Annotated in this window: 11 protein-coding genes; all 11 read right to left on the minus strand. The window is 25.0% G+C overall.

Features of this window, described 5'->3' with window-relative positions; all coding sequences use genetic code 11:
* Positions 1 to 55: 55 nt before the first annotated feature.
* The 11 genes from N3A58_05645 to miaA all read right to left on the minus strand — a co-directional run bounded on the left by N3A58_05645 (position 56) and on the right by miaA (position 13,683).
* Positions 56 to 790: a glycerophosphodiester phosphodiesterase family protein gene (locus N3A58_05645; protein ID MCX8058878.1), complete on the minus strand. Its 735-nt coding sequence runs from the start codon at positions 788 to 790 to the stop codon at positions 56 to 58.
* Between the two features lie 29 nt (positions 791 to 819).
* Positions 820 to 2,106: an ABC transporter permease gene (locus N3A58_05650; GenBank protein MCX8058879.1), complete on the minus strand. Its 1,287-nt coding sequence runs from the start codon at positions 2,104 to 2,106 to the stop codon at positions 820 to 822.
* Positions 2,087 to 3,628 (minus strand): ABC transporter ATP-binding protein, encoded by a 1,542-nt coding sequence (locus tag N3A58_05655; GenBank protein ID MCX8058880.1) that lies wholly within the window; start codon positions 3,626 to 3,628, stop codon positions 2,087 to 2,089. The genes N3A58_05650 and N3A58_05655 overlap by 20 nt, the downstream gene beginning before the upstream one ends.
* Before the next feature lie 148 nt (positions 3,629 to 3,776).
* Positions 3,777 to 4,835 carry a BMP family ABC transporter substrate-binding protein gene (locus N3A58_05660; protein MCX8058881.1) on the minus strand — a complete coding sequence of 353 codons (1,059 nt, stop codon included), beginning with the start codon at positions 4,833 to 4,835 and terminating at the stop codon, positions 3,777 to 3,779.
* A gap of 34 nt (positions 4,836 to 4,869) precedes the next feature.
* Complete coding sequence (locus N3A58_05665; GenBank protein MCX8058882.1) at positions 4,870 to 5,826, minus strand: ABC transporter permease; 957 nt, start codon at positions 5,824 to 5,826, stop codon at positions 4,870 to 4,872.
* Positions 5,827 to 5,960: 134 nt separating this feature from the next.
* A complete protein-coding gene (locus N3A58_05670; protein ID MCX8058883.1) occupies positions 5,961 to 6,725 on the minus strand; it encodes a pyridoxine 5'-phosphate synthase in 765 nt (254 codons plus the stop codon).
* A 17-nt stretch (positions 6,726 to 6,742) separates the two neighbouring features.
* The gene (locus tag N3A58_05675; GenBank protein ID MCX8058884.1) at positions 6,743 to 7,699 is read right to left on the minus strand and encodes a CdaR family protein; all 957 of its coding nucleotides are present in this window, start codon (positions 7,697 to 7,699) and stop codon (positions 6,743 to 6,745) included.
* A gap of 2 nt (positions 7,700 to 7,701) precedes the next feature.
* A complete protein-coding gene (cdaA, locus tag N3A58_05680; protein MCX8058885.1) occupies positions 7,702 to 8,574 on the minus strand; it encodes a diadenylate cyclase CdaA in 873 nt (290 codons plus the stop codon).
* Positions 8,575 to 8,695: 121 nt separating this feature from the next.
* Positions 8,696 to 9,928 carry a dihydropteroate synthase gene (folP, locus tag N3A58_05685; GenBank protein ID MCX8058886.1) on the minus strand — a complete coding sequence of 411 codons (1,233 nt, stop codon included), beginning with the start codon at positions 9,926 to 9,928 and terminating at the stop codon, positions 8,696 to 8,698.
* Positions 9,929 to 9,931: 3 nt separating this feature from the next.
* A complete protein-coding gene (locus N3A58_05690; GenBank protein MCX8058887.1) occupies positions 9,932 to 12,277 on the minus strand; it encodes a 1-deoxy-D-xylulose-5-phosphate synthase in 2,346 nt (781 codons plus the stop codon).
* A 71-nt stretch (positions 12,278 to 12,348) separates the two neighbouring features.
* Positions 12,349 to 13,683: a tRNA (adenosine(37)-N6)-dimethylallyltransferase MiaA gene (gene miaA / locus N3A58_05695; protein MCX8058888.1), complete on the minus strand. Its 1,335-nt coding sequence runs from the start codon at positions 13,681 to 13,683 to the stop codon at positions 12,349 to 12,351.
* Positions 13,684 to 13,742: the final 59 nt, after the last annotated feature.

Consider the following 13,742-nt stretch of genomic DNA (forward strand, 5'->3'; position numbering starts at 1 on the left):
CTTTACTATATTACAATAAATTAGTCTTTTATAATAAATTTATTATATAAAAAATTTATTTATAAAAATAGTTTTTAATATTATGTGGAATATTTGATATTATAAATATTGGATTATATTTCATCGCTAAACATAACTCATTCAAATTATCAACACACCAAAAAACAAATTTATAATTTTTATTAAATAATTTATCAAGAACAGGATCATGTAACATTCTTATATCAAAATGAATATAATCAGGTGAAGCATATTTTAGAAAATACATTTTTTTAATATAAAAAGGAGTTCCTATTTTTGAAACCAACAATCCTCTTTTTAACCAAGGAGCTTTATTTTTTAACCTATAAATAACAAAAGGATTAAATGAAGATACAACAACTCTATCTTCAATTTTATATTTTTTAATTACCTCTATTACCTTGTTTTCTGTTCTTTCATCATTTCTTCTCTCTTCTTTTATTTCAATGTTTATTAAATTACAATCTTTTAATATTTCAATTACCTCATAAATTGTTGGGATATAAGTAATTTTTTTATCAAAATCAATTAATTCAATTTTTTTTAAGTCTTCATAATCAATTTCTTCTATTTTTATACTTTTTCCTGTAAACCTTTTTAATGAAAAGTCATGATAAACAACCGGAATACCATCATGAGTCAGTAAAACATCAAATTCTGTTCCATCAATTTTATTTTCTTTTATTTTCAAAAAAGATGGAACGGTGTTTTCAAATGATAAACCCGGTATTCCTCTATGACCTAATATAAATGGAATATTTCTGTTCATATTTTTATCTTATTTTATTTCCCTAATACTTAAATATTAGATTTTCTAATCAATCTATTTGTTACATAATTGTATAAATATCTTGCAACAACTAAAAACAAAATTATCCCTTTAATTATTTCCACAATTGAATTTGGAATCTGAGTAGTTCTTGACATATATTGTCCGCCAGCATTTAAAGCTCCCCATAATAAAGCAGTAAAAATCACTCCAATAGGATTATTCGAAGCAAGTAATGCAACAGAAATCCCATTCCATCCATACCCTGCTTCAAGATTCTCAAATAATTTATAATCAAGTCCTGTAACTTGAACAACACCAGACAAACCTGCTAAAAATCCAGCAAACATTAAAGATATTATTGTGATTCTCCCTGATGAAATACCTGCAACTTTAGAAGCATTTTTATTCAATCCAACAGATCTTATTTCAAAACCTAATTTTGTATAATATAAAATGATATACACTAAAATAGCACAAATAATAGCAATTAAGATTCCTATATGAACCCTATAATTAGTATTTTCAAAAATCTTATTACCCATAATAGTTAAATCAGCAAATCTTGGTAATCTATTATTTATAAGAATATCATCAGTTTTTGGAGTATAAATATTTATATTCCTTTGACCACCAAGAAGCCTAATAAACATTGGAGAACTTAACCTTGCAATATGAGCAAGCATCATAGTTGTTATAACTTCGTGAGCTCCTGTTTTAACTTTTAAAAAAGCTGGTATAAAATTATATAGAGCTGCTGATAAACCTCCTAAAATAAATATTAATAAAATAGAAAAAAATGGTGGTAAATTTAAATATAAACCAAGAAAAGCAGCCATTATAGCTCCAATATAATATTGCCCCTCTGCTCCAATATTAAAAAGTCCAGCTTGAAAAGCAATGGATATTGATAAACCAGTGAAAATTAAAGGAACTGCATTCAAAACAGAAACATGCCAGTTTTTATAAAATCCTCCATAAAATAAAGCTCTATAAGCTAAAAAAGGATCGTAACCAGTTATAAACATTATAATTCCACCAATTATTACAGATATACCTATACCTATTAAAGGTAGTGATATAGATTTTATCCATTTTTTGACAATTTTACTTCTTTCTTCTTCTTGTTCATATTTTAATTTATAAATAAAATATAATATTACTGATAAAATTATAAATATAACTCCTGAAAAATATGAGGCCATATACATAGTTGTTCCAATAAAAACAAGAAAAATAATTATTGTATTTATTAAAACACTTATATAATTGAGATTATTTTTTTTGTTAAAATTATTAAAATTGTTCGGATTCATACATTGTCCCCTTTTTCCCACCAGTCATATAAAATCCTACTTCCTGTTCTGAGACATTTTTGTTAATAAATTCTTTTACAATTTTTCCCTCATAAATAACAAGAATTCTGTCAGATAATGCAAATATTTCTTCTAATTCAAGGGAAATAAGCAAAATAGGAACATTTTTTTCTCTTAAAGAAAGTATTTGATTATGAATATATTCAATTGCTCCAACATCAAGCCCTCTTGTCGGTTGAGAAACTAATAAAAAATCTGGATCTTTCGAAAATTCTCTACCAAGAATTACTTTTTGTTGATTTCCCCCAGAAAGAGTACTCACAGCAACTCTTGAGCCAGGACATCTAATATCGAAATTTTTAACTATATTATCAGAGTATGAATAAAGGTAATTATATCTTATAAAATAATTTTTAATAAATGGCTTTTCATCATGTCTACCAATTATTATATTTTCCCCTATAGTCATAGGCAATATGAGACCATCTTTTTGTCTATCTGCTGGTACATATGAAAAACCTTTTTTTATTCTATATTTTGTGCTTAATAAATTAATATTTTCTCCATTGAAAAGTATTTCCCCCTTGTCTGGCTTTATTAATCCCATAACTATATTGGCAAGTTCTTCTTGGCCATTGCCATCAACCCCTGCAATTCCAACTATTTCTCCTTTTCTAATTTTCAAATTTATACCATTTAATATATTTATTCCTCTATCATTTCTATAATGTAAATCTTTAACTTCAAAAACAACTCTTTCCTCTATAGGTTTTTCTTTTCTTTCAACAGTTAAAACTACATCTCTACCAACCATTAATCTTGCTAGTTCTTCTTTTGAAATTTTTTCAACTTCTCTTTCACCAACAACTTCACCTCTTCTTAAAACATAAACCCTATTTGCAATATTTTTAACCTCTTCTAACTTATGAGTAATTATTATAATAGAAACCCCACTTTCTTGTAATCTTTTAATAACTTTAAATAAATCATCTACTTCTTGAGGTGTAAGAACTGCAGTAGGTTCATCAAGTATTAAAATCTTTGCTTTTCTATATAATGCTTTTAAAATCTCTACTCTCTGTTGTATACCAACTGGTAAATTTTCTATTAATTCATCAGGTGGAACTTCAAGTCCATATTTTTTAGATAACTCTAATACTGTATCTTTTGCTTTCTTTTTATCTATAAATAATCCTTTAATAGGTTCATCACCAAGTATAATATTTTCTGTTACGGTAAGATTATCTACAAGCATAAAATGCTGATGAACCATACATAGCCCATTCTTTATAGCATCTTTTGGTGAATGAAACTTTACCTCTTTACCATTATAAATTATTTCACCAGAATTTGGTTTATACAAACCATATAAAATATTCATCAAAGTAGATTTACCAGCTCCATTTTCTCCTAAAAGTGCTAAAACTTCTCCTTCCCTCAAATATATAGAAACATTTTTATTAGCAACTACTTTAGGAAAAATTTTTGTAATATTTCTCATTTCAAGAATTATTTTTTCCATAAATTACCTAATTTTAATTTCAAAAATTAAATTTTTATAATCCAAATAATATTTTTTATAAAAACTTTATAAGGATTATAAAAATTTTCCTGCAGAAATTACATTCTGCAGGAAAAATTTTTTAACTCAAATATTTAATAGATCTTTATTACATTTTGTAACCAGCTTCAGCTCTTGTAGCTGGAGGAACAATTTTGCCTTCTTTCATATCTTTAATAACTTGATTTATAAAATCTTTAACTTCTTGAGGAATTATTGAATCAAAATCATGGAAAGGAGCTAAACCTGTTGAATCTTCTTTAATACCAAAAGTATAGTTTTGTCCTCCAACAAGGTTCTTATCTAAATAATATTTAACAATTAAATATGTAGCTTGAGTTATTCCTTTAACTGCTGAAGTAATAACTGTATCAGGAGCTAAATTATTTTGATCAACATCAACCCCTATAGCAAGAATTCCTTTTTCTTTACAAGCATTTATAACTCCTATACCAGTTGCCCCAGCAATCTGGAAAATTATGTCTGCTCCTTTATTAATTAAAGTTAAAGCAGCCTCTTTTCCTTTAGCTTGATCATTGAAAGAACCTGTTACTATAGATATTACTTCACATTCTGGATTTACATATTTAACTCCAGCATAAAACCCAGCTTGAAATCTCTCTACAGGTGGGATATCCATACCAAGAACCATTCCTACGACATTTTTATCATTTAATTTAGGAGAAATTTTATAATATTTTTTAGTTAAAAGACCAGCTAAAACACCTGCTAAATATCCAGATTCTTGTTCTTTAAATAAAATACCAATAGCATTTTTAGGTGCTTTTTCAGGATCTACAAAAATATCAACTCCAGCAAAAAAGGTATTTGGATTCTTAGAAGCAGCTTCAATTAAAGCATCAGCCATTAAGAAACCAACAGCAAAAACTACTTTGTTACCATCTTCAGCAAGACCTGTTAAATTTGGAATATAGTCTGTTTGCTCTTTTGATTCAACTACAGAAGCTGATACTCCAAATTCACTTGCTGCTTTTTGTAATCCAGCATAACTTCCATCATTAAAAGATTTATCACCAAGCCCACCAACGTCAGTAGCCATTGCTACTTTAATACCTACCTTTTTCTCAGATTTTTTACATGAAACTAAAACAAGAGAAAAAATAATAAGAACAGATAATAAGACAAAAAAAATTTTTCTTTTACTCATAATTTATCCTCCATAAAATTTTTTTAATCAAAAATTATTCCTCTTCTTTTTCTATAATAAAATCTTTTCCTACCTCTTTTGGTGGTCTAGATTTTCTAACTAATCCAGCAACTACAATAACTGTAGCAACATAAGGGAATATTAAAAAAAACTCTTTAGGTATAAATAAAATTTGTTCCGATTGAATTTTATATTGTAAAGCTTCTGCAAGTCCAAAAAAGAGTGAAGCTAATGTTGCTCCTAAAGGATTCCAACCACCAGAAATCATTGCAGCTAATGCAATAAAGCCTCTACCTCCAGTCATACCTTCACTAAACACAGTAGAATTTTCTATTGATAAATAAGCTCCAGACAACCCAGCAGTTAAACCTGAAATAAAAACAGCCAAATACTTAATTTTAATAACAGGAATTCCTAATGTTTCAAGAGCAATTGCATGTTCTCCAGCTGCTCTAATATGTAAACCAATCTTTGTTTTATATAACAAAAACCATATTATAAAAATAACTATAAAAGTTATATATATAATTGGAGTATGATCAAAAAAAACCTTACCCAAAAAAGGAATTTTATATAATATAGGAATATGTATCTTAACTTGCCCCAATGAATATCTAATAGGATCTGATTGTCCAGGATGTCCAAATGTTAAAACTAAAAAATACCTAGCAAGTCCAAAAGCTAATATATTTAATACAGCACCAGAAACTACATGATCAAGATGAAATGTTATTGTAAATAAAGCATGCAATAAAGAAAAAATACCTCCAGCAAAAATTCCGCCTAACATACCTACCCATGGATTACCAGTAATAAATGCAATATATGAAGCAAAGAAGGCCCCCATTATCATAATACCTTCTATTGCAATATTAACTATTCCTGCTCTTTCACATATAACAGCACCAACTGAAGCTAATATTATGGGTGTCGCAAGCCTTATCATAGCAGCAAATAGATCTTGATTAAAAATAGAAAATAGGTGTTCCATATAAATCTCTATATAAAAATTAATTTGATTTTTTTAATATATAGTCAAAAAAATAAATTTTAATTGATCTTAACACATGAAAATTATATTAACAACTTTTAAAATAGTCAACATATTTAATTAAATATTTTTAACTAATTATTTTTTATATTTTTTGCTATTCGCATTAGATAAAGCATTTCTTTTATTGCTTTTTCAAACCCTACAAAAATGGAATGCGATATTATTGAAAATCCAATATTTAACTCAAATATTTCTTTTATTGAGGCAATTTTTATCACATTTTGATAATTAAGTCCATGTCCTGCTGCAACTTTAAGACCAAGATTATGTGCATAAGAAGCAATTTCCTTTATCTTTAAAAACTCTTTTTCTTTTTCAACTCCAATAAGGTTTGCATATTTCCCTGTATGAATTTCAACTCCATCAACTTCAAGAGAAACAGATTTATCAATATTGTTTTTTTCTGCTTCAATAAAAAGAAATACCTCAATATTGTTTTTCTTATATTCTTTAACAAGATCTTTAAGAATAGGATAAGATTTTTCAACATCTAGCCCACCTTCAGTAGTAATTTCATCTCTCCTTTCAGGAACTATAGTTACTTTTGATGGTTTAACATCGAATGAGATCTTTATTATATCATCTCTTAAAGCCATTTCCATATTAAGGGGGCACAATATATTTCTTTTAATATTAAATAAATCTTCATCTTTAATGTGCCTTCTATCCTCTCTCAAATGACAAACTATTGAATGAGCTCCTGCTTCATAGGCACACTGTGCTGCATATAAAGGGGAAGGGAACCCTTCTCCTCTTGCATTTCTTAAAGTAGCTATATGATCAATATTTACTCCAAGCATTATATCTGACTCAAAAATTGACACATTTTCTCTCATTTTATCACTCTCCTTTATTAATTCATCCTTGATACTCTAATAATTTTTAATATCACTTTTGATGGTTCAATATTAAAAATTTCATAATTTTCATTTATCTTTAGAAAAGGAATTATTATATATTCTCCTTCTTCATTAAAATTTGAAACATCTACAATAAAAGTTGGAATTTCAAGATTTGTTTTAAGATTGGAAGGAACTAATATCTGCAAATTGAGTGAAACTGGAGACAAAATATATTCAAATTCTCTTTTTTTATTCAAAATCTGAATAGCAAGGTTTTGAAAATTATAAAACTCAAATTGTTTTTTTATTTCTATATAAACATAAACATTTTCTGGATTTATTAATTTAATATCAGGTAAAATTGGTTCTATTTTAAACATTTCTGATGATTCAAGACCTGTTATATCTATATCATTAAATTGAATAAATTCTAAGTTTTCCAGAATGGACTTAGGACCTTCAACTTTAACATATTTTGAATTTAATATTACATCCGAAACTGTATAACCCTCTGCTGGTTCATTTTTTATATTAAATACAACTTTTAATTCTCTTATAATTTTAATATCAATATTAACTTTTATATATTCTGGATCTATTTTAGTTACTTTTAAGCTTTCAGGTAAGAAAGAATAATCAAAACTTACTTTGATAATATTCTCTCCATATTTAGCTTTAGAAAGATCAATATATGGTTTTATGTTATAATTATTTAGAAAAATTAAATCTTCCTTTTTCCCTCTATAAAATATTTTTACTTTTTTGTTCTCTATATTTCTAACAATATATTTTGAATCAAGGTTTTTTAATTCAATTTCAGAAAATAATACCTGTTCTTCATAATTTAATGTATTTATAAAATATGCAATAAAAACAGACGCAAAAACACAAACAATAAATGCTTTATAATTTTCTTTAATATCAGAAAAAATATGTTTTATCAAATTAATAATAAGGCTCTTTCTCATAATTAAAGTTTATTTTTATTATTATTTTTGTCATAAAAATCATCTTTAGAAAAACTGTTTTCTGAAACAGCATCTTTTATCTCAAATATTTCTCCAAATCCATAATCTTCATTCAAATACAAAAAATCAATAAGCTTTTTTCTTAACTCATATTCATCTATATTAAAAAATATTTGGCCACCCTCACATAAACTAATAGCTCCTGTTTGTTCAGAAACTACAAGTGCAATAGCATCAGATTCCTCAGTTATTCCAACAGCAGCCCTATGTCTTGTACCTAATTTTTGTTCAGGCATAGTTTTTTCAGTTAGAGGTAAAATTGCAGCAGCACATATTATTCTATTATCTTTAACTATACAAGCTCCATCATGAAGTATAGACCTTCTATCAAAAATAAAATAAAACATATCTTCTGAAATAGAAGCATCAAGTGGGATGTAATTTGAAATAATCTGTTTTAAATCATTTTTTCTTTGAATTACTATAAGAGCTCCTATATTTTTTTCAGAAAGCTTTTTCAAAGAATTAACAATAATATTAATATTTTCCTTTTGTTCCTTTGGTAATTTTCTAAATATTTGTCTTTTGCCTAAATTTATTAATAGAGATCTAATTTCTGGCGAAAAAAGTATAATTAAGAAAATTAAAAGATTTGACAATATATTTTCAAAAAACCATGAAACAATTGGAAAATTTAACAACTTCATTAAAATAAACAACAATAGGACTATAAAAAGTCCTTTAGCTAAATTTGAAGCTTTTGTTTTTTCTATAAATAGATAAATATAGAATAAAGTAAAAGTTAATATAACTATATCAACAAATGGTATAAAATAATTAAAAAAAAAGTTTTTTAATAAATATATATAAACCATAAATTAATAATTATTTGCACTAAATTATTCATACTATTTAAAAATTAAATTTAATTACATATGTAATTTTTTATTAAATATTTATTATTAATTATTTTATAACTTATTAATTCTTTTATAGTTAAATACATTGTACATTAATATTTCTGTTTTGAGAGTTTATCATCTGTACTATTTTAATTGCATCAGACTGTTCCATAACATCGTGAACTCTTAAAAAAGAAGCCCCATTTAAAAAAGCAAGGGTATGTACTACAAGTGATGCGGGTAATCTACTCTCTGGTTCCCTTTTTAATGATAGGCCTATAAAAGATTTTCTTGAACCACCATAAAGAATAGGTAATTTTAAAGTTTTAAACGCTTTAAGATATTTTGTTAAAATAAAGTTATGTTCGATATTTTTACCAAATCCTATACCCGGATCTATTATTATATTATCTCTTTTTATACCTCTTTCAATTAAAAAATTTACTCTATTAATAAAATATTCATATATTTCATCTATAACATTATTATATTGAGGATTTTTTTGCATATCTTTTGGTCTCCCCTTTATATGCATAACACAAACAGGTTTGTTGTATTTAGAAACAACATTAATCATTTCAGGATCAAATTGACAAGCAGATATATCATTAAGCATATCTGCCCCAGCTTCAAAAGATAACTCAGCAACTTTAGCCTTTGTTGTATCAATAGATATAGGTATATCAAAATTCTTTTTTAATAACTCTATAACAGGAATAACTCTAGATAACTCTTCATCAACAGAAATAGATTCTGATCCTGGCCTTGTTGATTCACCACCAACATCAAAAATATCAACTCCATTATCAGCCATAAATTTGGCTCTTTGAAGAACATTATCAATATTAACTCTAGATCCTTCATAAAAAGAATCTGGTGTAACATTAAGTATACCAACTATATAACAGTTATCTCTCCATTTAAAATTTCTATTACCAATTTTTATTTCTGGTGTAAAATTTTTTAAATAATTAAAATTAATATATTCTTCAAGTTCTTTAGCAAGGACTCCTAAAGAAAATGGCTGTATTTTTAATTTTTCTATTAACTCAAATAAATGATATAGATTACCAGAAAGCATACCATCTGTTCTTTTTTCTTTTGGATCCATCATATAAGTTTTATAAGATATTGCAAACTCGAGCTTTCTAGATAAAGCTTCCTGTTTTAATATATTAGCTTCCCTAAATTCAAGATTTTTTATATAAAATCTAACGAATCTATTTTTGTTTTTCATTAGATTAAAAGCTTCTTTAGAAACATTAATTAAAGAAAATTCTGAATCAACATCTAAAAAATCTATAGGAGAAAAATCATAAAAAACCATTTTTCACTCCATATTAAAAATTTCTTTTCTAATATCATTTTCTATTTTTTCAAAATCAATTCCTGCTTCCTTAAGCTGTTCTTCTCTTTTTCCATGATAAATTATTTTATTTTTTATGCAATATCCAAATACTTTCGGAATATTATCTATTTTTTTAATTTTATAATTTTCATTTAATATTTTGAGAAAATTTGCATATATATAACCAGGTTCAATTACTTCTTCTACAATAAAAATCAAATTATATGAGTCAATAATATTATGAGCTTTTTCATAAGAAAATGGTTTTATTTTACTTAATGAAAAAACATCAATCTTAAAATTATTTTCATAATGCCCATTTTTATTACAATATTGATAACAATTATTAATAATATTTTTGAAAATATTATAAATTTTATCAAAAAAAGCCCCTGAAAAAACTATAGCTAATCTCATTTCATTCTTTTTTGCACTATTATTAATAGATAAATTTCCATTTTTTTCATTATAACTATTTCCATTATAATCTGAACAAATTAAAATAAAAGGATAAAATCTATTCTTTTTAATAAATATTTCTTCAAATTCAAACATAAAATTTTCATAATATTTTTCTTTTATTTCATTTAAATGATTAAATAAAAAATTTTTATCAATATTTTCTAACCTCAAATTTTCTAATTCTTTAATAAATAAGAAATTAAAATCTTTTTCTTTTCTATTTTTAGTATTAATTTTATTTGTCATCAAAATTTTATCATCGGATTTAAAACCTTCCAATGATATAATTTTATCTTTTGGATAAAAAAAGGCTTTAATTTTGCCATCATTTATACTGCTAATAAAATAATAAGCAAAATCTTCCTCTGAAAAAGGGAAATATATCTCTATATCAGGAATTGAGAGTAAAAAATTTAAAGTATAAAATCCGTGATGAGTTGGACCATCATTTCCAACAGCTCCATACCTATCAAAACAAAATATCATAGGTAATTTATTTAGAACAATATCATGATAAATTTGGTCAAGAGCTCTTTGAGCAAATGTAGAATAAATGTTACATATTGGAACAAAACTTGCTTTTGCAATAGAACCTGAAATAGTTACTTGCGTAGATTCAGCAATACCAACATCAACAAATCTTTCTGGAAATAATTTAGCAAAAGAAGATAAGCCAGTTCCAATTTCCATAGCCGAAGTTAAAGCAATAATTTTTTTCTCAATAAAACCAGCAAAAATTACTAATCTTTCAAAAAAATCTGTAAAAATATTTATTCTTTTCTTACTAAATAATTCTTGCAAATATTCTTCATTATAAATTTTTTCAATTTCAAATCTTGGTGATGAATGAAAATAATCAGGATATTTTTCTGCTGGTTGAAATCCTTTACCTTTAATAGTTTTTACATGAAGAATAACAGGACTTTCTATCTCTTTAGCTATTTTTAAATATTCAATAAGTTCTTTTAAATTATGACCATCAATAGGGCCTATATATTGAAAACCAAACTCCTCTAATATTGACTCAGGAATGAAAAATCCTTTTACAGAAATAATTAACTTTAATAATATTTTATAAAATCTTGAAGTTATTTTTTTACTTAAATAAATTCTTTTTAAAAATCCTCTTAAATTAAGTCTCGCACTTAATTTTGAAATATATTTTGAAATTGCTGACTCAGTTTTTGAAATTGACATTCCATTATCGTTTATTATTATTATTATTTTCCCATTTTTCTTATTACCAATAAAATTAAGAGTTTCAAGTATTTCACCATTTGTAAGAGAACCATCACCAATTATAGCAATTGGATCACCCTCTATTTTATCTTTAAAGCAACATGATATATCTTGATAAAAATTATTTTCAGAAATTTTTTTATAAAACTCTTTCAAAAAAGAAAAACCATATACCAAACCTATTGCTGTACCAACATGACCTTCTTTGAAAAGATCATATATACTTTCTTCAGGATCTGAAAATCCAGAAATTCCACCTTTTTTACGTAGTGTTTCAAAATTATTAGATCTTCCTGTCAAAATTTTATATGGATAAATTTGATGACTAACATCAAAAACTATCTTATCTCTTTCTGGATCAAAAATATATAATATAGCTAAAGTTAACTCAACAATTCCTAGATTAGAAGAAAGGTGTCCTCCATTTTTTGAAACGACTTCTATTATAAATTCTCTAATTTTCTTAGCTATATCTTCGATTTGTTTTAAATTTAATTTTTTTAATTTTTTATGATCTATAATGCTAAAATATTTTTTCAAATAACTTAATTTTTCTTCAAAATCTCCATCATTATAAGAATTCTTATTATCATCAAAATAATTATTTTTTATTCTTTCAAAAAACATTTTTTAACCTAAATTTAAAAATAATATCACAAATTAATATAGACAATTATTTAGAAAAATAAAGAAAAAGATTAGAACTCCTTGAGTATTAATTCTGAACTTAACCATTTTATTTCCAAATGTTTTTTAAACCATACAAGTTGTCTCTTAGCAAAATTTATAGTATCAAGCTCTATTCTTTTAATGAAACAATCAAATAGAATACTATTATCTTCAATCCATTTTTTAATTGTTTCTATCTTAAATAGAAGAAAAATATTTTTATTTTCAAAAATTTTGTTTATTTTTTCTAAAATAATATTTCCAAAATCAAAAGAAATTTCTAACAAATCTCTTATATAAGTATCAGAAAAAAGAAATTTTAAATCTTCATTTAATAATTTTTTATTAATCGTTTCTTTATAATTTTTAACTAAGATTTTGTTTAGGTCTATATATTTTAAAATGATTTTGATTATCTTACTTTTATTTATTTCTCTTTTGTTAAAATAATTTTTAATTAAATATTCCCTTAAACTTTCTTTTATAAAATCTAATATTTTATCATCAAAAAAACTACTAAAATTTTCATCTATTTTCCAAAACATTAAAATATATATAAAAAATATAAAATTATAAAGTGATATTAAATGAAAATAGCCAATTCCTTTAAATGAGGGTTTGTTTTTATCAATATATTTCAACCATAAATAGTAGACTTCATCGATAAGTCCATTTTTAATCATAATATGGATTCTTTTTCTTATATTTTCAACCAACTTTTCTTTTTCAATATCAATTCCAAAAAATATTGAATTGTTTTTGTTAAATAGAGAGTTTTTCCCTTCTTTTCTAAAATATTCTGAATCATGAAATGAAGAAAATTTTTTATCAGTAATATAGATAACCTCCAAAGCTCTCATTATTCTTTTTTTATCATTAGGACTTATTTTATTCGAATACTCTCTATCTTTAAGCTCTAGTTCTCTAAATAAAGAATTTAACCCTTCTAATTTTTCTCTTTGTTCCAATTCTCTTCTAATATTTTCATTTCTTGGTAAAGTTGGTGAAATACCTTTCACAATAGAATCAAAATACAAACCAGTTCCACCAGCAAATATAGCCCCATTATCAATTGAAAATAAATTTAATTTTTTATCCTCTTTAATACTTAACAAATTTGAAATATAATAATAATAATCACCAACAGAAAACCATTCATTAGGATAAACTATATCTATTCCAAAATATTTTACTTTTTGTTGGGATTCAATTGATGGTTTAGCTGTACCTACATTCATTTCTTTATATATTTGCATAGAATCTATTGAAACAATAGGTAAGCTTAATCTTCTGGCAAGTTCCTCAGCAATATAAGTCTTTCCTGAAGCAGTTGGACCTACTATGAAAATATATTTTTGACTCACTATTATTTATTTATAATTAATTATTAATATTTTATATTATCAGTATATTTAATAAAAAG

Source organism: Spirochaetota bacterium (genome assembly GCA_026415295.1).
In the GTDB taxonomy this organism is placed as follows: domain Bacteria; phylum Spirochaetota; class JAAYUW01; order JAAYUW01; family JAOAHJ01; genus JAOAHJ01.

What these genes read in the sequence shown, in the direction of transcription:
- N3A58_05645 (MCX8058878.1), bottom strand. Translation starts at nt 790, where the DNA reads ATGAACAGAAATATTCCATTTATATTAGGTCATAGAGGAATACCGGGT.
- N3A58_05650 (MCX8058879.1), bottom strand. Translation starts at nt 2,106, where the DNA reads ATGAATCCGAACAATTTTAATAATTTTAACAAAAAAAATAATCTCAAT.
- N3A58_05655 (MCX8058880.1), bottom strand. Translation starts at nt 3,628, where the DNA reads ATGGAAAAAATAATTCTTGAAATGAGAAATATTACAAAAATTTTTCCT.
- N3A58_05660 (MCX8058881.1), bottom strand. Translation starts at nt 4,835, where the DNA reads ATGAGTAAAAGAAAAATTTTTTTTGTCTTATTATCTGTTCTTATTATT.
- N3A58_05665 (MCX8058882.1), bottom strand. Translation starts at nt 5,826, where the DNA reads ATGGAACACCTATTTTCTATTTTTAATCAAGATCTATTTGCTGCTATG.
- N3A58_05670 (MCX8058883.1), bottom strand. Translation starts at nt 6,725, where the DNA reads ATGAGAGAAAATGTGTCAATTTTTGAGTCAGATATAATGCTTGGAGTA.
- N3A58_05675 (MCX8058884.1), bottom strand. Translation starts at nt 7,699, where the DNA reads ATGAGAAAGAGCCTTATTATTAATTTGATAAAACATATTTTTTCTGAT.
- cdaA (MCX8058885.1), bottom strand. Translation starts at nt 8,574, where the DNA reads ATGGTTTATATATATTTATTAAAAAACTTTTTTTTTAATTATTTTATA.
- folP (MCX8058886.1), bottom strand. Translation starts at nt 9,928, where the DNA reads ATGGTTTTTTATGATTTTTCTCCTATAGATTTTTTAGATGTTGATTCA.
- N3A58_05690 (MCX8058887.1), bottom strand. Translation starts at nt 12,277, where the DNA reads ATGTTTTTTGAAAGAATAAAAAATAATTATTTTGATGATAATAAGAAT.